Raw genomic sequence first — 21,730 nt, forward strand, 5'->3', positions numbered from 1 at the left:
ATGAACATCACCCTGATGTATGCCAGCGCCGCGCGCGAGGTGCACGAGCAGGCACTGTCGGTGGACCAAGCCTGCACCCTGTGGCAGGCACTGGAGCAGGCGGGCTGGCTGCAGCGCTTTCCGGAGATCGGTGAGGAGGGCTTGGCCACCGGTATCTGGAACCACAAAGCCGGCCTCGACACCGTGTTGCGTGAAGGGGACCGGGTGGAGGTCTACCGGCGGTTGCGGGTGGACCCCAAGGTGGCACGCCGGGAGCGCTTCGTGGGGCAGGGCGCACGCGGCGCCGGTCTGTTTGCCCGCAGGCGTCCGGGCTCGAAGGCGGGCTACTGAGTCAAGTCGGACGCAGCCCGCGAAACACCCTCACTTGGGTGCTGGGAGCGGGCCGCAGTCGGATCGCACGATGGCGTCGAGGCGCTTGCTTTCGGCCGCCCGAGCGTTGTCGTCCATGATTTCGCGCTCACCCTTGGCGTTCATCGTGGCCATGCGCACACCCGAGTCGAGTGTGGTTTTGGCGCGCTTGGCGCGTTCGCAGTTTTCGGCACGGGCCTTGGCCAGTTTTGCCGCTTCGGCTTTCTTCTTGGCCTGCTCGGCTTCTTCGGCCTGCTTCTTTTTGGCTTCCAGTTCGTCGTCTCGGCCACTCAATTTGGGAGCGGTGGTGGGGGCGGCGGGCGCTGCGTCGGCAGCAGGCGCGGTCTCTGAGGTGGGCGCAGGCGCGGTTCGGGCGCCCGGACTCTTCAGAATGTTCTTGTCCGGCACACCCGCTGGCGGCGGTGTGTCGCTGAATACGCGGTTGCCGGAGTTGTCGATCCACTGCCATTGCGCCAGAACACTGCCGCAGCCGAGCAATGCCACGGCAGCAACGGACCATGCGCGTTTGAATGTTGGGGAGGGTGTGCGGTGAGCCATGGCCGCAGTTTAACGGCCTCGCCGTGCAAACGGCTTGACACGCCGCCAAGCGACGTCAACAAGTGGCGGTTAGGGTCGTTTTTTGTCACCCCCATACCTGTTTTTTGACACCCTGGTCCTGAATGTGCTTGGTTCGGCGGCGGATACAATGGCGCTTTTGGAGCTTTACCCCATGCGCCTACTCGGCAAAGCGCTCACCTTCGACGACGTGTTGCTGGTGCCAGCGTACTCCCAGGTCCTGCCCAAGGACACCTCGCTCGCCACCCAGTTCTCCCGCAACATCAAGCTGAACCTGCCCCTGGTTTCCGCGGCCATGGACACCGTCACGGAAGCGCGACTGGCGATCGCGATTGCCCAGGAGGGCGGCATCGGCATCATCCACAAGAACCTCACCCCGCAGGAGCAGGCCGCCCACGTGGCCAAGGTGAAGCGTTACGAGTCGGGTGTGCTGCGCGATCCGGTGGTGATCTCGCCACAGACCACGGTGCACCAGGTCATGAAGCTGTCCGACGACCTCGGCATCTCCGGCTTCCCGGTGGTCCAGGATGGCCGGGTGGTCGGTATCGTCACCGGTCGCGACCTGCGCTTCGAAACCCGCTTCGATCTGCCGGTCAGCGAGATCATGACGCCGCGTGAGCGCCTGATCACCATGCCCGACGGCACCACGCCGGCCGAGGCCAAGACCCTGCTCAACAAGCACAAGCTGGAACGCCTGCTGCTGGTCAACGACGCCTTCGAACTCAAGGGTCTGATCACGGTCAAGGACATCACCAAACAGCTCAACTTCCCCAATGCCGCGCGCGACGCTTCGGGCCGGCTGCGCGTCGGTGCAGCGGTGGGCGTGGGCGAGGGCACCGAAGAGCGCGTCGAAGCGCTGGTCAAGGCGGGTGTGGACGCGATCGTGGTGGACACGGCGCACGGCCACAGCAAGGGCGTGATCGACCGCGTGCGCTGGGTCAAACAGAACTACCCGCAGGTGGACGTGATCGGCGGCAACATCGCCACCGGCAGCGCCGCTCTGGCGCTGGTGGAGGCGGGTGCCGACGGTGTCAAGGTCGGTATCGGCCCGGGCTCCATCTGCACCACCCGCATCGTGGCCGGTGTGGGCGTGCCGCAGATCATGGCCATCGACAACGTGGCCACAGCGCTGCAGACCACCGGTGTGCCCATGATCGCCGACGGCGGCATCCGCTACAGCGGCGACATCGCCAAGGCCATTGCCGCCGGCGCCAACACGGTGATGATGGGTGGCATGTTCGCCGGCACCGAAGAGGCGCCGGGCGAGATCGTGCTGTACCAGGGCCGCAGCTACAAGAGCTACCGCGGCATGGGCTCCATCGGTGCCATGCAGCAGGGCAGCGCCGACCGCTACTTCCAGGAAAGCAGCACCGGTAACCCCAACGCAGACAAGCTGGTGCCCGAGGGCATCGAAGGCCGCGTGCCCTACAAGGGCTCGGTCGTGTCGATCATCTTCCAGATGGCCGGCGGTCTGCGCGCCTCCATGGGCTATTGCGGTTGCCCGACCATCGAACACATGCGCGCCAAGGCGGAGTTTGTCGAGATCACCTCGGCCGGCATCCGCGAGAGCCACGTGCACGACGTGCAGATCACCAAAGAGGCGCCGAACTACCGCGCCGAGTGATCGTTGTGCGACCCACACCACCGCCCGAGCCCGTGCAATGGCAAGTGTGGGCGCTCTACGCGCTGGCACTTGTGTTGGGTGCCATGGTGGTCTACGGGCTGCTGACCGGCGAAACCCCGGGTCGGCACCCATTCAGCCGGGTCGCCGATCCCGAAAAGTTCTGGCAGTCCCTGTCCCTGCTGTTCATGCTGGCGCTCGCTGCCTTTTTCGGCGCACGCTGGCTGAACCGGCGCTGATTCTTTCACCGGTCCCGTCCTCCATGCAGCACCAGAAAATCCTCATTCTCGATTTCGGTTCCCAGGTCACCCAGCTCATTGCCCGCCGCGTGCGCGAAGCCCATGTGTATTGCGAGGTCCATCCCTGCGACGTGAACGACGCCTGGGTGCGCGAGTTCGCCGCCGATGGCCAGCTCAAGGGCGTGATCCTCTCCGGCAGCCACGCCAGCGTGTACGAGGTGGACGACAAGGCGCCCGACGCCGTGTTTGAACTGGGCGTGCCCGTGCTGGGCATCTGCTACGGCATGCAGACTATGGCACAGCAGCTCGGCGGCAAGGTGGAGGCGGGCCACACCCGCGAATTCGGTTATGCCGAAGTCCGCGCCCGCGGCCACACCGCGTTGCTCAAGGGCATTGAGGACTTCCACACCCCCGACGGCCACGGCATGCTCAAGGTCTGGATGAGCCACGGCGACAAGGTCACCGAGATGCCGCCCGGCTTCAAACTCATGGCCAGCACCGATTCGTGCCCGATCGCCGGCATGGCCGACGAGGCGCGCGGCTACTACGCCGTGCAGTTCCACCCGGAAGTGACGCACACGGTGCAGGGCCGGGCGTTGCTGGAGCGCTTTGTGCTCGACATCTGCAAGACCAACCCCGACTGGGTGATGCGCGATCACATCGAAGAAGCGGTGCAGAAGATCCGCGAGCAGGTGGGCGACGAAGAAGTGATCCTGGGCCTGTCCGGCGGTGTGGACTCCTCGGTAGCGGCGGCGCTGATCCACCGCGCCATCGGCGACCAGCTGACCTGCGTTTTCGTCGATCATGGCCTGCTGCGCCTGCATGAAGGCGACATGGTGATGGACATGTTCGTCGGCAAGCTGCACGCCAAGGTGATCCGGGTGGACGCGGCCGACCAGTTCCTCGGCCACCTCGCCGGCGTGAGCGATCCGGAAGCCAAACGCAAGATCATCGGCCGCGAATTCGTCGAGGTTTTTAAGGCCGAAGCCGCCAAATTGATTTCAAGTGGTGCATCAACAAAAGGCGCCAAGTGGTTGGCACAAGGCACTATTTACCCGGATGTGATCGAGTCCGGCGGCGCCAAGAGCAAGAAGGCCGTCACCATCAAGAGCCACCACAACGTGGGTGGCCTGCCCGAGCAGTTGGGCCTGAAACTGCTCGAACCGCTGCGCGACCTGTTCAAGGACGAGGTGCGTGAACTGGGTGTGGCGCTGGGTCTGCCGCACGACATGGTCTACCGCCACCCGTTCCCGGGGCCGGGCCTGGGCGTGCGCATCCTGGGCGAGGTGAAGAAGGAGTACGCCGACCTGCTGCGCCGGGCCGACGCGATCTTCATCGAAGAATTGCGCTCCACCCTCGACCCCATCAGCGGCAAGAGCTGGTACGACCTCACGAGCCAGGCTTTCACCGTGTTCCTGCCGGTCAAGAGCGTGGGTGTGATGGGCGACGGCCGCACCTACGACTACGTGGTGGCGCTGCGCGCGGTGCAGACCAGCGATTTCATGACCGCCGACTGGGCCGAACTGCCCTATGCCTTGTTGAAAAAAGTGTCGAGCCGGATCATCAACGAGGTGCGCGGCATCAACCGCGTGACCTACGACGTGTCGAGCAAGCCGCCGGCGACCATCGAGTGGGAATGAACGGCGCCTGAAGCCCAGCGGTTGCGATCACCATGTCGGGCGCCCGCCGAAACCCATCCGCGCCCTTGCAGGGCTCGTTGCCCGGCTTTGAGCCGCCGCAAAGGCCGACCGACCGCCTGTTCCTGGGCTTGTTCCCGGACGCGGGCGATGCAGCCAGGTTGTCGCAGCAAGCACACGGCTTGCGCGAGCGGTTCGGGCTGGCGGGCCACCTCCTGGCGCCCGAGCGGCTGCATGTGACCCTGCACCACCTGGGTGACCACGTGGGGCTGCGCGAGGACATCGTGAGCGCGGCCCGCAACGCGGCTGACACGGTGCATCTGCCGCCCATGGAAATCGCTTTCGACCAGGTCATGAGCTTTGCCACCCACCGGGGCACACACCCCTTGGTGCTGTGCTCCGGGCAGCCCCACGAAGCCCTGCGGCGGCTGTGGCAGACGCTGGATCTGGCGCTGCAGCGCGCCGCCTGCCCCAAGCCCCGCAGTGGCAGCTTCACCCCGCACATGACCCTGCTCTACGACCGCGAGAACATGCCTGTCCAGACGATCGAGCCGCTGACATGGACGGCGCGCGAGTTCGTGCTGGTGCACAGCCTGCTGGGCCAGACCCGGCATATCGTGCTGGGGCGTTGGCCCTTGCGCTGATCGTCGGTAGGTCGGCCACCTGGAGCTTCACCCATGCATCTGCCACCTCGGTTCAGCGACAGACACCTCGTCCACGCACTGGCGTGGATGCGCAAGCGCCGGTTCGCCAGCCGGATCTCGAATGCCGTCGGGGCTCAAGCGGCCACGCGGTTCGCGTGCGGTGTTTTTGGCGAGCACTCGCTGGCTGACGGGATGCCTCACCCGGGCATGAGCGGATACCCCACGAGATGAACCGACGCGGGTGTCTCGTCGCCGCGCTGGCCGCCCTGAGCTGGGTCCTCGCCCGCGCTCAGAGCGGTTCACCGGCCGAACTGCGCTGGAAGGCCGAACTGGATGCCTTCGCGGCGGCCGACGGGCGGCAACCACCGGCGCCCGGTGGGGTGTTGTTCGTGGGCAGTTCGTCGATCCGGATGTGGACCGGCCTGGAGACGGCCTTCCCAGAACAGCCGGTGGTGATCCGGCGCGGGTTTGGCGGCTCGCGCCTGTCGGACTGCGCCGATCTGGTGCACCGCCTTGTGTTGCCGTACCGGCCACGGCTGGTGGTGCTCTACGCGGGTGAAAACGACCTGACCGAGGGCGCCACGCCGCAGGACCTGCTGGCCCATTTCGTGAGGTTCGTGCAGCAGGTGCACAGCGCGCTGCCCAACACACGGATCGCCTACCTGTCGATCAAACCCAGCCCTTCGCGGCTGGCACACATGATGGCCATGCGCGAGGCCAACCTGCTGATCCAGACCCACGTTCTGGCGCAAGACAATCTGGACTACATCGACGTGCATGCGGCCATGCTGGACAACGACGGACAGCCGCGTCCCGAGCTGTATCTGCGCGACCAGCTCCACCTGAGCGCCGAGGGCTATGGCCTCTGGCGCCAGGTGGTCTCAGCGCATCTGCGCCCCTGAACGCCACACCAGCGCCGGGCGCCAGCCACGACGCTCGCGTGTTTCCACCGCCATCGCAACGGCGAACAGACCGGCGAACGCGCCGGCCAGCAGCGCGACATCGGTGCTCCAGGGGCGGATGACCTGGGTGGAGCCGAAGAAGGCGAGCGTGAAGAGCGCGATCACGATGTGGGCACAAAACACCGACAGCGAGTTGCGCCCCAGCAGCTCCAGCGGCCGGGGGCGCGGCAGCACACGCCGCAGCCAGGGGCCGGCCGACACCAGCAGCACGAACACGCTGGCAAAGTTCAACACCCGCAGCGGCCCGAGCGACCACTTGTCGAGCAACTGGCCGACCGCGGGCACGCCGGGCATCGGGTCCTGGCCCACCATGTGGCGCCACAGCAGCATGCCCAGCGCGTACAGCGCCGCAGGAACCAGCAGCCACCATGGGAAACGCGGCAGTGGCTGCCGCCGCGCGCCGAGCCACAGGCCGGCCACCCACAGCGCCTGCCAGGCCAACCAATGGAAGGCGCCCATGTCCTTGTAGGGCACCGGAAAATCGATCAACCGGCCGGTCAGCTCGTGCAGCGCCAGACCCAGCCCCCATTGCTGGGCCAGCCAGAGCAGGGCGCTGACCGTGAGCACGCCACGCCAACCCTGCTGCAGGCCTCGGCGCAGCAGCCACGGGCTCAGCAGCATCAGGGCGATGTACAGCGGCAGGATGTCCAGCAGCGGCGGGTTGTAGATCAGCATGGCGGCCCCGACCACCGCGGCCGAGGGGTCGATGAAGAAAAATTCGAGCAGGCCGGTGACGCCGCCCTGCCGGTTGTGCACGCCGAGCCAGGCGATCAGCGTGAAGGCCAGCAACAGCAGGCCGAACTGGCACAGGTAGAGTTTGAGCGCGCGGCTGTGGAAGGCGGCCTGCATGGCTGGCAGGCCATCGCGCCGGGCCCGGCCGCCGTACACGCGGCCCGCCATGAAGGCCGACAGGAACACGAAGCCCTCGGCGGCCGAGACAAAGCCGAACGGCTGGCCCGATGGCAACGAATACATCGTCGGCATGTGGGTCAGCGTCATCAGGACGAGCATGAGGCCCCGCAGGGCGTCCAGCTCCCAGCGGCGTTGAGAGGCGTTTGACATCAGGGTAAACCAGAAGAACCCCCGATCATGCCAGAGCGGACAGACCCTGGCCTACACTCGCCGCATGCCCGACACCGCCATTCCCGACCAGCGTTTCATGCGCGCAGCCCTGGCCGAGGCGCAGCGGGCTGCCCAGGCCGGCGAGGTGCCGGTGGGCGCGGTCGTGGTACAGGGCGGACGCGTGATCGCCACCGGCCGCAATGCGCCGATCGACGGCCTCGACCCGACCGCCCACGCCGAAATCGTCGCGCTGCGCGCCGCGGCCCAGGCGCTGGGCAACTACCGGTTGGACGACTGCACGCTCTACGTGACGCTGGAACCCTGCGCCATGTGCAGCGGGGCCATGCTGCATGCGCGGCTCCAGCGCGTGGTGTTTGGCGCGGCCGACCCCAAGACCGGTGCGGCCGGCTCGGTGGTCCATCTGTTTGCGGAACCTCGGCTGAACCACCAGACGGCGGTACAGGGCGGGGTGCTGGCCGACGAGTGCGGCGCACTGCTCAGCGACTTTTTCCGGCGGCGGCGCGAAGACCAGCGCCGCGCCGCGCATCCCTTGCGCGAAGACGCCTTGCGCACACCCGAAGCGCGTTTCGAGGGCCTGCCCGGCTACCCCTGGGCGCCGCACTGCGTCAGCGATCTGCCCTCGCTGGCCGGCCTGCGCCTGCATTACCTGGACGAAGGCCCGCGCGATGCCGCCATCACCTGGCTCTGCCTGCACGGCAACCCGGCCTGGAGCTACCTCTACCGGAAGATGATTCCCGTGTTCACCGCTGGCGGCGCTCGGGTGGTCGCGCCCGACCTGATCGGTTTCGGCAAGAGCGACAAGCCCAAGAAGGAGGGCGCCCACAGCTTCACCTGGCACCGGCAGGTGCTGCTGGAGCTGGCCGAGCGGCTCGATCTGCGCAACGTGGTGCTGGTGGTGCAGGACTGGGGGGGGCTGCTCGGCCTGACGCTGCCCATGGCCGCTCCCGAGCGCTACCGCGGCCTGCTGGTGATGAACACCACCCTGGCCACGGGTGACGCGCCGCTCTCGCCCGGCTTTCTGGCCTGGCGGGAGATGTGCGCCAAGAACCCCGACTTCGACATCGCCCGGCTCTTCGCCCGCGGCAACCCGCAGATGAGCGCCGAAGAATGCGCGGCCTACAACGCCCCTTTTCCAGACCGGGGCCACCGTGCCGCGCTGCGCGCTTTCCCGGCGATGGTGCCCGAGCTGGCCGACGACGAGGGTGCCGCCGTCTCGCGCGAGGCCCGCGAGTTCTGGCGCCATGACTGGCAGGGGCAGACCTTCATGGCCATCGGCCAACAAGACCCGGTGCTGGGTGAGCCGGTGATGCGCGCGCTGCAGCACGACATCCGCAACTGCCCCGAACCGCTGCTGCTGCCCCAGGCCGGGCATTTCGTACAGGAGCATGGCGAGCGCATCGCCCGCGAAGCCGACGCGTTTTTTACGCGATGATCCTGTCCCTGACCGTTTTCCATCGTTTCACATGAGCCACATCTATATCTACTCCCCGTCCAGCGCCGTGCGCGACAAGGCCGCGTTCAAGCGCGGCGTGGCCCGCCTCAAGGGCCTGGGGCACGAAGTCGAAATCGACGAGGCCGCACTCGCCAGCCACACGCGCTTCGCCGGCGACGACGCCACGCGCCTAGCGGCCGTCACCCGCGCGGCGGCCAGCGGTGCCGATGTGGCGCTGATCTCGCGCGGTGGCTACGGCCTCACGCGCATCCTGCCCGAGCTGCCCTACAAAAAAATCGCCAAGGCCGTCGAAAAAGGAACCCGCTTCGTGGGCCTGAGCGACTTCACCGCGCTGCAGTGCGCGCTGCTGGTCAAGACGGGCGCCACCACCTGGGCCGGCCCGGCGCTGGGCGAAGACTTCGGCACCGAAGACGCCCCCGACGACATCATGGAAGCTTGCTTCGACGACATGGTCTGTGGGCAGGGTGAGGGCACGGGCTGGCAACTGCCCAAATCCGATCTGCCGGCGCTGGCGGCACGGGCCAAGAAGCCGGTCGAGGAAGCACCTTCACTGCAGGTGCGCAACGCCACCCTCTGGGGCGGCAACCTGTCGGTGTTGTGTTCGCTGGTGGGCACGCCCTGGCTACCCAAAGTCAAGGGGGGCATCCTGTTTCTGGAGGATGTGAACGAGCACCCATACCGCATCGAGCGTCAGCTCACCCAGCTGCTGCACGCCGGCATCTTGGGTGAACAGAAAGCGGTGTTGCTGGGCGCCTTCAACCGCTACAAACTCAGCCCGCACGACCGTGGGTTCAAGCTGCAGACGGTGGTGGACTGGTTGCGCAGCAAGACCAAAACCCCGGTATTGACCGGCCTGCCGTTTGGCCATGTGCCGACCAAGGTGCTGTTGCCTGTGGGGCAGAAGGTGGAGCTGCTGGTGCAGGGCCGGGAGGCCCTGATCTTCTGGGGATGAAAAATTCTCGGGTCAGCTGCCGGGTGCCGATGCACCGTGACTCAGCGGCGCAGGCGGCAGGAGTCCATCAGGCTTTGAGGCAGCAGGCCCTGGAAGAGGTGGGACAAACCCATGACGGTGTCCACCGCCTTCGCTTCACCGTGCAGGCTGCTGAGCACGGCCACCATTTCCGAGCGGGCAAACCACAGGGCGTGGACGTCGTGCAGGTACAGCAGTCTGTTCCTGAGGCGCGGGTTGAGCTTTGCACCTTCTTGCCCCAGGGCTGCCAGCATCGCCTGGCGCACAGGCTCCAAGGCTTCGGGCGAGTCCTTGCGCAGTTCCGCCCCCAAAAGGGCCGAAATACTGTTCCGTAAACCGGGTTTGATCCAGCGCATGAAGGTGGCCTCAACGACTTTGTCTTTATTGGTCTCAAGAATACGCCGCCGAGCCGGTGCCGTGCAACGTTTTGTTATTGATGAAAATCAAAAAAACAACATGTAAATCATGGGCTTGGCAGGGTTATTCAAGGTGCATTCCCAGCGGTTTTAATACCTTGTGGGTAGTCATGGCTCATGGCGAGTGGGGTCGATTCAAGTATGTAGAACCTTGGGACGAATGCGGTTGAAAAACCGTGAACCGATCAACGGCCCAAAATGTCACATCGGGTCGGGCCATGGCTCGGCAAGAACCGGGCCTGAGCGCTGCGCATTCCCTGGTGTCGTCCAGGCCAGATCCGACGATCCGGTGTGTTGTAATTCCAGGCAATTTCTCAAGTACCCATGGCCGAACTGACGATTGCATTTGTGGATTTGACAGGCAGCGTGTCCGTGTTCGAAACACTGGGCAATGACCGCGCCACCCAGGCCGTCACCAAACTGACGCAATGGATTGGTTCGATGGGGTTGGAGAACGGTGGCAAGGTGGTGAAGATGCTGGGCGATGGTGTGTTGCTCTCTTTCTCCAGCAACCGCCATGCCATTGAAACCATGGTGCAGATCCAGCAGGAGCACGCCAAGCGGGTTTCCAACTGGCCCAACCGGCTCAAGCTCATGATGCAGATCGGCATGGCCCGTGGTCAGGTGGTGCAGGTCGATGGCGACTGTTTTGGCGATGCCGTCAACCTGGCTTCGCGCCTGAGCGATCTGGCCGGGCCGGAGCAGATCCTGGTCAACGATGCGGTGGTGCGCAAGCTGAGCCCCCGAAGCGGGGTGCGCAGCCGCAGCCTGGGGCCCATGCGCATCAAGGGCCGGGCCGAGCCGTGCGAGGTGTTCCGCATCGAATGGCAGACCGAAATGCTGTCGGAATTCCTGACCTTGCCGGCCGATCTGCACACCCTGGGGGTGTCGGCCGATTCGGTTTTTGGTGGCATCGAGCTGGCCTGGCTCGACGCCAGCCGCTTGTTCAGCATCACCGATCTGCCGCTGACCATCGGCCGCGTGCCGGAGGCCGGTTTTGTGGTCAACGACCCCCGGGTTTCCCGCACGCACGCCAGCATCGACATCCGCTCCGGCAACTATGTGCTGGAAGACGTGAGCAGCTACGGCACCTGGGTGCGGTTCGCCGGGGGAGACAACGTGATCGCCCTGCGTCGGCAGGAGTGCCTGCTGCACAGCGATGGCGAGATCGCCATGGGCGCGCCGTTCTCGGATTTCAGCGCCCCCACCGTGCGCTTCCGGCTGGTGGATGGCAACATGCTGCTCGGGCGCGGACAATCGCGCAAATAGGCCATCGAATCCCCGCGAAGGGGACGGCCGCTGGAGGGCCTGCTGGGCAGGCCACCTCCAGGCAGGAATCCATAAAACCAACGAAGTGAGACAACGTGCGCTGGACCAAACGTTTCGCATGGGCCTTGTTCGCCCTTTTGTGTGTGGTGGCGGTCGCTGCCGCGATCTACATCGGGCAAAGCCTGCCCCAGACCCGCGGTGAGCTGCGGCTGACCGGTCTTGGCGCGGGGGTGCAGGTGCAGCGCGATGCGGGCGATGTGACCCACATCCGGGCCAGCGACCCGCGCGATGCCTGGATGGCCATGGGCTATGTGCATGCGCAGGAACGTGGCTGGCAGCTCGAGTTCAACCGCCGCATCATGCGCGGCACGCTCTCCGAGGTGGTGGGTCCGGCCACGCTGGACACCGACCGGCTCATGCGCACCCTGGGCATCCGTGAGGCCGCGCGCCGGCAGTTCGCCGGTTTGCCCGAGGAGGCGCAGGTGGCGCTGCAGGCCTACAGCGACGGCGTCAACGCGTTCTTTGCCCGCAGCGACCAGGCGCTGTCACCCGAGTTCCACCTCCTGGGCATCGACCCGCGCGAAGCGGCCCGGGCAGGGCGGTACTGGGACCCGCTGGACAGCGCGGGCTGGGCGCTCATGATGGCGCTCGACCTGGGCGGCAACTGGGGCAACGAACTGGCTCGGCTCTCGGCCTTGCAGGTGCTGGACACGGCGCAGCTGTGGCAGCTGTTCCCGCCATACCCCGGCGAGCCGCCGGCGGCGCAGGCCGATCTGGCGCGCCTGTACCGCGAACTGGGTGTGTACCGCGCCGGGCCCGCCCAGACGTCGTCGTCGGCCGCCCCGGCGCCGACGATGATGGCGCAGATCGGCCGCGACATGCAGCTCTGGGCCAACGAGCTGGGCAACATCGAGGGCAAGGGCTCCAACAACTGGGTGGTGGCGGGTTCGCGCAGCGAGACCGGCCAGCCGCTGCTGGCCAACGACCCGCACCTCGGCCTGAGTGCGCCCGCCATCTGGTACTTCGCGCATCTGCAGGCGCCCGACGCGGGTGGCATCAAAGGCATGAACGCGATCGGCGCCACGCTGCCGGGCACCCCCTTCGTGGTGCTCGGTCGCACCGACCACGTGGCCTGGGGTTTCACCAACACCGGGCCCGACGTGCAGGACCTGTACCTGGAGCAGATCAACCCGGCCAACCCCGCGCAGTACCGCGTGCCGTCTGACTCCGGCGCCCAGGCCTGGACCGCGTTTGAAACCCGGGTCGAGACGATCCGCGTCAAGGGGCAGGCCGACGTGCTGCACACGGTGCGCAGCACCCGCCACGGCCCCGTGCTCAGCGACATTCCCGGACGCACCCAGGAGCTGATCGACACCTCCCGCTATGCCGTCGCGCTGCGCTGGACCGCGCTGGATGCGGACAACCGCAACGTGCAGGCGACGCTCGAATCCAACCGGGCGCGATCGGTGGAAGAGCTGATGCAGGCGTTTCGCCAGTTCCACGCACCGATGCAGAACGCGGTGATGGCGGACCGCAGCGGGCGCATGGCCTACAAGGCCGTGGGGCGGGTGCCGGTGCGGTCCGCCGCCAACGACATCCGGGGCGTGGCCCCGGCACCGGGCTGGGACGCACGCTACGACTGGGCCGGCTGGCTGCGCTTCGAGGACACGCCGCAGGACGACGGCGCCAAGGGCTGGATCGCCACCGCCAACCAGCGCATCCACGGCCCCGACTACCCGCATTTCCTGACCCAGGACTGGGCCGCGGCGTACCGCCAGGAGCGCATCGAAGCCCTGCTGGCGAAAACACCGCGGCACAGCATGGCCTCGTTCGAGGCCATGCACGCCGACCAGTTTTCCGCCGCCACCCTGCGCCTGTTGCCCTTCCTGCAGAAGACCGCGTCCAGCCATCCACTGGCCGCCGCGGCCCAGGAAGCGCTCAAAGGTTTCGACGGCGTGATGCGCGCGGACGCCGCGGCCCCGCTGATCTACACCGCCTGGGTCGACGAATTCACGCGGGGGGTGATCGGCGGCAAACTGGGCCGCGAGCGCTTCGAGGGCATGTACGGCAAGCGCCTGTTCCGCAACGCGGTGGAGGGCATCCTGGAGCGCGACGACGCCGGCTGGTGTGGCGCGCCGGGTTGTGCCGAGGCCAGCGCGCAGGCGCTGGGGCGCGCGCTCGACCGGTTGCGGGAAAAACACGGCCAGGACGTTTCGACCTGGCGTTGGGGCGATGCGCACCCTTCGATTTCGGTGCACCGCCCGTTGAGCAATGTGAAGGCGCTGGCGCCGTTGTTCGAGGTGCGGGGCCCCACCGGCGGCGATCCGTTCACCATCAACGTGGGGCAGTACCACCTGGACAAGGCCGACGCCCCGTTTGCCAACCGGCACGCCGCCAGCCTGCGCGCGCTGTACGACCTGTCCGATCTGGAGAACTCGCGCTTCATCTACCAGACAGGGCAGAGCGGCAATGTGTTTTCAGGCCGCTACCGCGACATGAGCCGGCCCTGGACCGAGGTGCAATACCGGCCGCTGCGGATGCAGCCGGAGCGCTGGGCCAGCAGCCTGACCCTGGTGCCCTGAGGGGCCAGGCTCAGGCCGCCTCGTTCAGGCCGCCGGTGTCGCTGAGGCCGGCGAGCGCGGTTTCGTTGTACTTGCGGGTGGCGGCTTCGATCTGGCTGTTGAGCTGGCTGACGAAGGTGGTCAGCTCGCTGTCGCTGATCTGACCGTCGCCATCGCTGTCCAGCCCGTCCATCAGGGCCTGCAGTGGATCGGCGGGGGCGGCGGCCACCGGGGTTGCCGCGTCGGTTTGTGCGGTGGCCGTGGTGGGCGCGACTTCACCGGTGGCCACAGGCACTTCGGACCCGGAGCTCACCAGGGTGGTGGTCGTCGTCGTGGTCGACACGATGGACATATCGACCCCATCGGCGCTGCTTTGCCCCGTGAACTCCGCCATCGACAGGCTGCCATCGCCGTTGGAATCCAGCGCACCGAACTGTTCTTCGTTGCCGCGCGACTGCAGGAAATCCTGGGTGTTGGTGGGCGGGGCGAACAGGTTCTGGATCACCTGACCCAGTTCCTCGCCATTCAGGGCGCCATCGCTGTCGCTGTCCAGGCCCGCAAACAGGGCCTGCGGATCCTGGCCCAGATCGATGCCGTACTTGGTGGAAACCTTCTCCATCGCGGCCTCGAATTCGGTCTTGCCGACCGTGCCGTTGCCGTCGGTGTCCATCTTCTTCAACATCTTGTCCTGCAGCTTGCCGGACAAGGCCGATCCGATGGACGCCAGAGCCTGCGACCACTGGCCAGTGACGCTGCTTCCGACCGATTCGGTGGTGCTCATGGGATTTCCTTTCGTGTGGAACAACAGGGGAGGCCGTTCGGGCTGCGCCTATGTTCCGACAAAAGGAAGGGGGCCAAGCCGGCCAACAGCGGGGCAAGATCCCCGCTGTTTGGCGTTTTGGCCGGACGGGACCGGGTTTATTTCAGGTTGCCCGAGAGGAACTGGGTCAGCCGCTCGCTCTTGGGCCGCGCCAGCACCTCGGCCGGCACGCCTTGCTCTTCGATGCAGCCCTTGTGCAGGAAGATCAGGTGGTTGGACACTTCGCGCGCGAAACCCATCTCGTGCGTCACCACCAGCATGGTGCGGCCTTCCTCGGCCAGCAGCTTCATGACGCGCAGCACCTCGCCCACAAGCTCGGGGTCCAGCGCGCTGGTGGGTTCGTCGAACAGCATCACCTCGGGCTCCACCGCCAGCGCGCGGGCGATCGCCACCCGTTGTTGCTGCCCGCCCGACATGTGCGTCGGGTACTTGCCCTCCACATCGCGCAGCCCGACCTTTTCCAGGTATTTGCGGGCCGTGGCGACCGCCTCGTCCTTGCTCTGGCCGAGCACATGCATGGGGGCCTCGATGATGTTTTCCAGCACCGTGAGGTGCGACCACAGGTTGAAATGCTGGAACACCATGGCCAGCCGGGAGCGGGCGCGCTGCAACTGCTTCTCGTCCGCGGCCTTGAGCATGCCGTCCTTGGCCTTGACCAGCTTGAGCTCTTCGCCGGCCACGATGATGCGCCCCTCCTGGGGGCGTTCCAGCAGATTCATGCACCTCAGAAAGGTGGATTTGCCCGACCCCGAGGAGCCGATGATGCTGATCACGTCGCCGGCGTTGGCGGTGACCGAAACGCCCTTGAGCACTTCGTGGCTGCCGTAGCTCTTGCGGATGTCGATGGCTTCGAGTTTGGTGGTCATGGGTATGGAGGAAGATTCAAGGGCTGAGCAGGTTACCGGAACGGATCGGGGCGGCGCCGGCGACACGGCAGATTTCCAGGCCGCTGGTGGCCCAGCGCAGGTTGTGGCGGGCATACACCACGCCGTCGATCGAACTCTGGATGGGGGTGGTGCGCGGGGTCAGCGGGTCCACCAGGTGGGCCAGCACCTGACCGGCCCGCACCACGTCGCCCACCTCGCAGGTGAAGGCGATCACCCCGGGGTGGGGCGCGTGCAGCGATTCGGTGCCCGCCAGCGGAGTGGCCTCGCAAAGGGCCTGGGGCAGGGCCGGCGCGGGGCCCGCGATGACGCCCGCGTGTTGCAGGTGGTGGAAGATGGCGAGCGCGTCCTGGCGGGCCAGCGTCTCGGACACATCGGTCTGGCCGCGCAGTTCCACCGTGGTGCTGGCGCAGGCCAAGGGCACCGGAGACCGGCCGGCGAAGTGTTCGCGCAGCCGCCACCAGGGGCCGGAGAGCGCTTCGTCAAACGAGATGGACGCCCCCGACCCTCTGGCCCACAGGACCGCGCGCGCACCCAGGAAGCGCGCCAGCGGTTCGATCTGGTCCAGCATGGGCTGTTCCACGTACAGGTGCACCGCGGCTTCGAAATCGCAGTGCAGGTCGAGCACGATGTCGGCGTCGTGGGACAGCTGCATCAGCGTCAGGCGCAGGCTCTGCAGCTCGGTTTCCGGTCGCTGGGCGTCCAGCGCACGGCGCATGGCGGCGCGGATGAGGCGTTTGTTGTCCTCGGCCTGCGGCCCCAGCTGGTCCGCCACCTCGTCCTTCACCAGCGCGAAGAAGTCCGGGTAGTTGCGGTTGAAGTTCTCCATGCTGGCCAGCTCGAAGCGGCCCAACTGGTGGTGCATGGTGGTCTGGTCCAGGCCGATCGGGTTGGCCAGCGGCACCAGCACCACCTCACCCAGCAGCTGGCTGTCCTGTTCGGCGGCTTCAAGCAGACCGCGCAGATGGTGGGCCACCAGCATGCCGGGCAGTTCGTCGGCGTGCAGGCTGGCCTGTACATAGACCTTGCGGCCGCGGCCCGCCGGACCGAAATGCCAGCTGCTCAGGTGGCGCTGGGTGCCCAGCGCGGGCGAGAGGAGGGGGTGGTTGATCTGTTGCATATCGACGTTCTAGGACCACGAACCCGCCAGGGGGCGGGCGTCTGCCCGATCGGGCCGGTCATGCAGCGCAAGGCTAACCCAGGACGGGTGGTCGTGTCAGTGGGCAATGGGGCGCAGATAAGCGAGAAAACGGCGCTCCAGCAGCCGGAACACGTACACCAGCGCGAAGGTCAGCACGAAATACAGGACCGCGACGAAGATGAACGGCTGGAACGCCAGGTAATAGGTCTTGTAGATGGCGTAGGCCGCGTTGGTCAGGTCGTACAGCGCGGGCACCACGCTGGCCAGCGAGGTGGCGTGCAGCATCATCACCACTTCGTTGGAATAGCCGGGCAGGGTGCGGCGCATGGCGCTGGGCAGGATCAGGCGGAACATCATGTTCCATTTGCCGAAACCCGCCGCCTGAGCGGCCTCGATTTCGCCCGCCGGTGTTTCCTTGATGGCGCCCGCCAGCATCTCGACGGTATAGGCGCAGGTGTTGAGCGTGAACGCCAGCACGGCGCAGAAGAAGGGGTCTTTGAACCAGGTGAACGGCCAGTGGGTGTCCCACAGGCCTTGCACCCACTCCAGCTGGGCGATGCCGTAGTAGATGAAATAGACCTGGATCAGCAGCGGCGTGCCACGCACCACGTAGGTGAACAGCCAGACCGGGGACGAGACCCAGCGGTTGCGCGACACGCGCATCAGCGTGAGCGGCAGCGTCAGCAAGGCGCCCGCGATCAGGCTGACCGCCAGCAGCTCCATGGTGGCGATGAAACCGGTCCAGTAGAGCTGCAGGTTCTGCGGCTGGAAAATGATGGCGAACTTGTCCATCAGAAATCCCCCCGCTTGACGCCGACCGAATAGCGTTTTTCAGCGTGGCGCAGCAGCAGCAGGCTGATGCTGGTGATCAGCAGGTACAGCAGGCCGGCGAAGGCCATGAAGATGATGGCGGCGCCAGGGATCTGCCCACGCGCCGCGGCGCCGGCCTGTTTGGACAGGTTGGTGATGTCCGCCAGGCCGATCACCGATACCAGGGCCGTGGCCTTGAGCAGCACCAGCCAGTTGTTGGTGAAGCTGGGCAGGGCGAAACGCACCATTTGCGGGAGCACCATGCGCCGGAATGTGTAGAACCGGCTCATGCCAAAAGCCCAACCGGCTTCCGACTGGCCTTTGGGCACGCTCATGATTGCGCCCCGGAAAGTTTCCGTCATGTAGGCGCCATACACAAAACCGATGGTCAGCACGCCCGCCACGAACGGGTTGATCTGCGGACCGCTGCGAAAGCCCAGGGCTTCCGCGATGTCGTTGACCAGAATCTGGCCCCCGAAATACAGCAGGAGCATCCACACCAGATCCGGGACACCCCGGATCACAGTGGAATAGATGTCACCCACCCAGTTGAGCCATTTGAGGTGCGACAGCTTGGCTGCCGCACCGGCCAGACCCAACAGGGCGGCCACGATGAGCGCGCCCAGGGACACACCAATGGTGACCAACAGCCCTTGAAGGATGCTGAGAAGGTAAGTCGTCATTGGATCGTGGCCTCCGGGCGCTCAGGCTCAGGAGCCCCAGATGTCCACGCCAGGAACGTGCTTCTCGGCGATTTCCTTCCACTTGCCGTTGTCACGGATGGCCTTGATGCCCGCATCCAGCGCGTCACGCAGGGCCGTGTCTTCCTTGCGGATCGCCACACCGGCGCCAGCGCCAAAGTATTTCTCGAACTCGACCGGGATGCGGCCACCGGCGCAGCTGTAGTCCTTGCCGTCCGGGGTGGACAGGAAGCCACCAGCGACCTCGACCACATCGGCCACGGTGCCGTCCAGGCGGCCGGACTTGATGTCCAGATAGACCTGGTCCTGGGCGTCGTAGGGCACGATGGTGGCGCCCGCGGGCTGGAGTTCACCCATGGCGTATTTCTCTTGCGTGGACGCCTTGAGCACGCCGATCTTCTTGCCCTTGAAGTTGGCCGCTTCGGCGCCCAGTTTCAGTGCCGACTTCACCACCACGCACGACGGCGTGTTGTAGTACTTGCCCGTGAAGTCCACGGCCTGCTTGCGTTCCTCGGTGATCGACATCGAGGAAATGATGGCGTCGTACTTCTTGGCCTGCAGGCCGGGGATCATGCCGTCCCAGGCTTGTTCGACGAAAACGCACTTGCTCTTGAGTTCGTCACACAGGGCCTTGGCGATGTCCACGTCAAAGCCGGCGGGTTCGCCGGCTTCGGTCTTGTAGGTGAACGGCTTGTAGGTCGGGTCGATGGCCACGCGCAGCTCGGGCCACTGGCTGGCGGGAGCAGGTGCCGCGGCCGCGGGTTCGGGTGCTGCAGGTGCGGCCGGGGCCGGTGCTTCGGTCTTGCCGCAACCCGCCAGGGTGGCGGCGGCGATCACACTCAGGGACAGGAACAGGTGCTTCATGGATTTCCTTGCAAAGGTTGAATGAGGGTGGCCGGATTGGACTCCTGCCGGAGGGTCACATTGTAGGTCTGGGCAGTCCAATTGCCCGATGCACCATGCTGGTGTTTCCCCGAATGGGCGGCATCACACCCGCTTCAAGCAAGTCATGGGCCAATGACACCGTCCATGCGAGGGCTCATCGTTGCGGACGAGGTCGTGTTGCGTGGGTCAGTTGCCGGCGACGGTGGTGGGCTTGCCGGCCTCTCCGACAAAGACGACCAACAGCCGACTCGGGCCTTCAGGGGCCACGTTGAAAGCCTGGTGCTGGCGGTTCTGGGATTCGATGAAAGCCTGTCCGGCCTTGTAGCGCTGGGGTTGACTGCCTTCGGTACGCAGCTCGATTTCGCCATCAAGCACATAGACATACACCGGCACTGGGTGCATGTGCAAAGGCGTGCGGCCGCCTTTTTCCAGGGTCCCGATGACCGAAACCATTTCGGGGTTCGCCGCCGGATAGCGAATGGGTTCGTTGTCGCGTGTCATGCCGGTCTTGAGCAACGGCTGGGTTGTGAAGCCGGCGGGAAGCGGGCTGTCCTGCGTGTGGCCGGGGAGGTGGGCACCCAGCAACAGCAGGGCGGCCAGGGGTATGCAACGTACTGTCATTTTCATGCTCCTTGATAAATGCCACTCGAAGCGGCGACTCACGTGACGACCTTGAGGATCTCCCAACGGGTTGAACCGGAGACGACCAACGGCTCCACCCGCAGGGCAAATGCCTTGTGTTCGGGAAAATGCGCCAGCTGATCCCATTGGGACTGCAGTTCGGCCATGTCCGGGCAGCGCACGTCCACGGTGATGAGCGACTCGGCGGCACCGACACTGCCGGTCAAGATGGTGACGTCGGTCTGTCCGATGTCACGTCCTATGGTTTTCCACCAGTTCCTGATCTCATCGATCAGCTCCTGCTTTAGCCCGAAACGGGCGTTGACTTGCCAACGTGCGACGATCATGATCGGCTCCAGGTTGAATAAGGGGAGTTCATGTTGCCCAAAGGAGCGACGTGGTGTCCTTAAGAAACTCTTGTCTTTTGCTGGTCTTTTGCTCCAGCGGATCCCGGCTCCGTTCGTGAGGAATCATGGACATCCTGTTCGAAGACTTCGTACTGGACATGGCGCGGCGGGAGCTCACCTTCAGGGGCTCGGAGGTGGCCCTTGAGCCTCAGGTCTTCGATCTGTTGGCATACCTGGTTCGTGAACGTGAACGGGTCGTCGACAAGGACGAGCTGGTCCGGCAGATATGGAAGGGCCGAACCGTATGCGACTCGACCATCGAAAGCCGCCTGTCGGTGCTCAGAAGGGCACTTCATGACGACGGGCGCAGCCAGCGGCTGATACGGACCTATGCGCGCAAGGGCGTGCGTTTCATTGGCCAGGTGAGGGGAGGAACGAGCCCGGGCGGGGCCATCTCCCAGATATTCCCTCTCGACGGTGTCGTGATCGATTCGCCAGCGACGCCCAAGCCGGGCCCGCGCCCGTCGGTGGCCGTCATTCCCTTCGACAACCTGAGTGGCGATCCCGTGCAGGATCACCTTGCCGACGGTATTGCAGCAGACCTCATCGGGCTGCTCACCCGCTGCCGCACACTGTTCGTGCTGGCCCGCAACGCGAGTTTCGGCCTCAAGCGCGCGAGTCCGAAGATGGCCGCGACGGCGTTGCAAGTGGACTACCTGGTGGATGGCACCATCCATTGCGCGCAGGGCCGCCTGCGCATCAGCTTCCAGCTGGTCGATACCCGCCACGGCTACGCCGTGCTGGCCGAGCACTACGACCGCGACATGGGAGACATCTTTTCCGTGCAGGATGACATCGCCGAGAAGATCGCCGGGCGCATCGAACCCGAGATTGGGCATTTCACGCGTCGGCACCTCGTGCGGCACCCACCGCGCTCACTGGAGGCCTGGGACCATTTCCATCTGGGCATGTCGCACCTGTACCGGGCCACCCCGGGCGACAACCGGGAGGCGCAGGCCTGGCTGCGGCGCGCGGTCGAGCTCGATCCGCAGTTTTCGCTCGCCTACGCATTCTTGTCCTACGCCGTCGTGCTCAGCATGATCTACTTCGATGCACCGCCAGTGCCTCAGCAGCTGGATGAGGCCCTGAACATCGCACTTCGGGCCGTCGAGCTCGATGACCAGGACGCATCCGTGCGTTTTGCGCTGGGCAGGGTGCTCACCGTCAAGAAGCGTTACAGGGACGCGATCGATGAAATGGCCTTGGCAACCACCCTCAATCCGGCACTGGCCATCGCCTGGTGTGGCCTGGCGGATTCATACGTCTACATGGGTGACTTCGAGCGCGCCGATCCCTTGTTTCAGCATGCGCTCGACCTCAGTCCGCACGACCCCATGCGGTGGGCCTTTCTTTCGTACCGAGCGCAGGCCAAGCTGTTCGCCCGCGACTTCGCGCGGGCCAATGCCTATGCCAGCCAGGCGGTACGGGCTCCGAATTGCCACTATTGGCCGTTTGCTCATCGGCTCGCCGCGCTGGGGCACATCGGTGCGGGCGAAGAGATAGCTAGCGCGCGTGAACAATTGCTGGAGCGCAAACCCGACTTCAATTGCGACTGGACCCGGGAACGGCTGTTCTATGTGCTGGATGCCGATCAACTGGACATCTATGTTGACGGGTTGCGCCGAGCCGGTGTTCCGGATACGGCGGCCTGAAGATCGATGCTTACCACTTGTTTATTAACA

22 protein-coding genes are annotated in these 21,730 nt (G+C 65.7%); 11 read left to right on the forward strand and 11 right to left on the reverse strand.

The window, feature by feature from the left end; translation table 11 throughout:
- Positions 1–330, forward strand: coding sequence for an RnfH family protein (locus tag AC07YZ_RS02090; protein WP_494793532.1), 330 nt, complete (start codon positions 1–3; stop codon positions 328–330).
- 30 nt (positions 331–360) lie between these two features.
- Here the strand turns inward: AC07YZ_RS02090 and AC07YZ_RS02095 are convergent, their stop codons facing one another.
- A complete protein-coding gene (locus AC07YZ_RS02095) occupies positions 361–852 on the reverse strand; it encodes a DUF4124 domain-containing protein (RefSeq protein ID WP_413465754.1) in 492 nt (163 codons plus the stop codon).
- 226 nt (positions 853–1,078) lie between these two features.
- Between AC07YZ_RS02095 and guaB the strand changes: the two genes are divergently transcribed.
- The 5 genes from guaB to AC07YZ_RS02120 all read left to right on the forward strand — a co-directional run bounded on the left by guaB (position 1,079) and on the right by AC07YZ_RS02120 (position 5,967).
- Positions 1,079–2,548 (forward strand): IMP dehydrogenase, encoded by a 1,470-nt coding sequence (gene guaB / locus AC07YZ_RS02100; protein ID WP_226492962.1) that lies wholly within the window; start codon positions 1,079–1,081, stop codon positions 2,546–2,548.
- Between the two features lie 44 nt (positions 2,549–2,592).
- Positions 2,593–2,784: a hypothetical protein gene (locus AC07YZ_RS02105; RefSeq protein ID WP_494793533.1), complete on the forward strand. Its 192-nt coding sequence runs from the start codon at positions 2,593–2,595 to the stop codon at positions 2,782–2,784.
- A gap of 23 nt (positions 2,785–2,807) precedes the next feature.
- The gene (gene guaA / locus AC07YZ_RS02110) at positions 2,808–4,424 is read left to right on the forward strand and encodes a glutamine-hydrolyzing GMP synthase (protein ID WP_494793534.1); all 1,617 of its coding nucleotides are present in this window, start codon (positions 2,808–2,810) and stop codon (positions 4,422–4,424) included.
- A 32-nt stretch (positions 4,425–4,456) separates the two neighbouring features.
- Positions 4,457–5,065 (forward strand): 2'-5' RNA ligase family protein, encoded by a 609-nt coding sequence (locus AC07YZ_RS02115; RefSeq protein ID WP_494793535.1) that lies wholly within the window; start codon positions 4,457–4,459, stop codon positions 5,063–5,065.
- Between the two features lie 227 nt (positions 5,066–5,292).
- Positions 5,293–5,967, forward strand: a complete 675-nt coding sequence (locus AC07YZ_RS02120; RefSeq protein WP_494793536.1) for an SGNH/GDSL hydrolase family protein — start codon at positions 5,293–5,295, stop codon at positions 5,965–5,967.
- Here the strand turns inward: AC07YZ_RS02120 and opgC are convergent.
- Positions 5,947–7,089, reverse strand: coding sequence for an OpgC domain-containing protein (gene opgC, locus AC07YZ_RS02125; RefSeq protein WP_226492958.1), 1,143 nt, complete (start codon positions 7,087–7,089; stop codon positions 5,947–5,949). The genes AC07YZ_RS02120 and opgC overlap by 21 nt on opposite strands.
- A 64-nt stretch (positions 7,090–7,153) precedes the next feature.
- On the opposite strand from opgC, the gene tadA reads away from it, so the two are divergent.
- Together tadA and AC07YZ_RS02135 are read left to right on the forward strand one after the other, a co-directional pair.
- Positions 7,154–8,542, forward strand: coding sequence for a tRNA adenosine(34) deaminase TadA (tadA, locus tag AC07YZ_RS02130; protein ID WP_494793537.1), 1,389 nt, complete (start codon positions 7,154–7,156; stop codon positions 8,540–8,542).
- A gap of 31 nt (positions 8,543–8,573) precedes the next feature.
- Positions 8,574–9,515 (forward strand): LD-carboxypeptidase, encoded by a 942-nt coding sequence (locus AC07YZ_RS02135; RefSeq protein WP_494793538.1) that lies wholly within the window; start codon positions 8,574–8,576, stop codon positions 9,513–9,515.
- Between the two features lie 41 nt (positions 9,516–9,556).
- On the opposite strand, the gene AC07YZ_RS02140 is transcribed toward AC07YZ_RS02135, so the two are convergent.
- Positions 9,557–9,889, reverse strand: coding sequence for a hypothetical protein (locus AC07YZ_RS02140; protein ID WP_226492955.1), 333 nt, complete (start codon positions 9,887–9,889; stop codon positions 9,557–9,559).
- Positions 9,890–10,273: 384 nt separating this feature from the next.
- On the opposite strand from AC07YZ_RS02140, the gene AC07YZ_RS02145 reads away from it, so the two are divergent.
- Together AC07YZ_RS02145 and AC07YZ_RS02150 are read left to right on the forward strand one after the other, a co-directional pair.
- Positions 10,274–11,218, forward strand: coding sequence for an adenylate/guanylate cyclase domain-containing protein (locus AC07YZ_RS02145; RefSeq protein WP_226492954.1), 945 nt, complete (start codon positions 10,274–10,276; stop codon positions 11,216–11,218).
- Between the two features lie 95 nt (positions 11,219–11,313).
- The gene (locus AC07YZ_RS02150; protein WP_494793539.1) at positions 11,314–13,800 is read left to right on the forward strand and encodes a penicillin acylase family protein; all 2,487 of its coding nucleotides are present in this window, start codon (positions 11,314–11,316) and stop codon (positions 13,798–13,800) included.
- 10 nt (positions 13,801–13,810) lie between these two features.
- On the opposite strand, the gene AC07YZ_RS02155 is transcribed toward AC07YZ_RS02150, so the two are convergent.
- The 8 genes from AC07YZ_RS02155 to AC07YZ_RS02190 all read right to left on the reverse strand — a co-directional run bounded on the left by AC07YZ_RS02155 (position 13,811) and on the right by AC07YZ_RS02190 (position 19,988).
- A complete protein-coding gene (locus AC07YZ_RS02155; RefSeq protein ID WP_494793540.1) occupies positions 13,811–14,560 on the reverse strand; it encodes a hypothetical protein in 750 nt (249 codons plus the stop codon).
- Positions 14,561–14,697: 137 nt separating this feature from the next.
- Entirely contained in the window at positions 14,698–15,465 is a 768-nt protein-coding gene (locus AC07YZ_RS02160) for an ABC transporter ATP-binding protein (protein ID WP_226492951.1), read from the reverse strand.
- Positions 15,466–15,481: 16 nt separating this feature from the next.
- On the reverse strand, positions 15,482–16,603 hold the full coding sequence (locus AC07YZ_RS02165; protein WP_494793541.1) for a succinylglutamate desuccinylase/aspartoacylase family protein: 1,122 nt from the start codon (positions 16,601–16,603) through the stop codon (positions 15,482–15,484).
- A gap of 96 nt (positions 16,604–16,699) precedes the next feature.
- Positions 16,700–17,416: an ABC transporter permease gene (locus tag AC07YZ_RS02170; RefSeq protein WP_226492949.1), complete on the reverse strand. Its 717-nt coding sequence runs from the start codon at positions 17,414–17,416 to the stop codon at positions 16,700–16,702.
- A complete protein-coding gene (locus AC07YZ_RS02175) occupies positions 17,416–18,117 on the reverse strand; it encodes an ABC transporter permease (protein WP_226492948.1) in 702 nt (233 codons plus the stop codon). The genes AC07YZ_RS02170 and AC07YZ_RS02175 overlap by 1 nt, the downstream gene beginning before the upstream one ends.
- Before the next feature lie 27 nt (positions 18,118–18,144).
- On the reverse strand, positions 18,145–18,999 hold the full coding sequence (locus AC07YZ_RS02180; RefSeq protein WP_226492947.1) for a transporter substrate-binding domain-containing protein: 855 nt from the start codon (positions 18,997–18,999) through the stop codon (positions 18,145–18,147).
- Between the two features lie 207 nt (positions 19,000–19,206).
- The gene (locus tag AC07YZ_RS02185; protein WP_226492946.1) at positions 19,207–19,683 is read right to left on the reverse strand and encodes a cupin domain-containing protein; all 477 of its coding nucleotides are present in this window, start codon (positions 19,681–19,683) and stop codon (positions 19,207–19,209) included.
- Positions 19,680–19,988: a hypothetical protein gene (locus AC07YZ_RS02190; RefSeq protein WP_226492945.1), complete on the reverse strand. Its 309-nt coding sequence runs from the start codon at positions 19,986–19,988 to the stop codon at positions 19,680–19,682. Before AC07YZ_RS02190 ends, AC07YZ_RS02185 begins: the two co-directional genes overlap by 4 nt.
- 125 nt (positions 19,989–20,113) lie before the next feature.
- Here AC07YZ_RS02190 and AC07YZ_RS02195 point away from each other — a divergent pair, with 125 nt between their 5' ends.
- On the forward strand, positions 20,114–21,700 hold the full coding sequence (locus tag AC07YZ_RS02195; protein ID WP_494793542.1) for a winged helix-turn-helix domain-containing tetratricopeptide repeat protein: 1,587 nt from the start codon (positions 20,114–20,116) through the stop codon (positions 21,698–21,700).
- Positions 21,701–21,730 lie beyond the last annotated feature (30 nt).

The sequence above is a fragment of the Hydrogenophaga sp. GW101-3F08 genome (genome assembly GCF_059424585.1).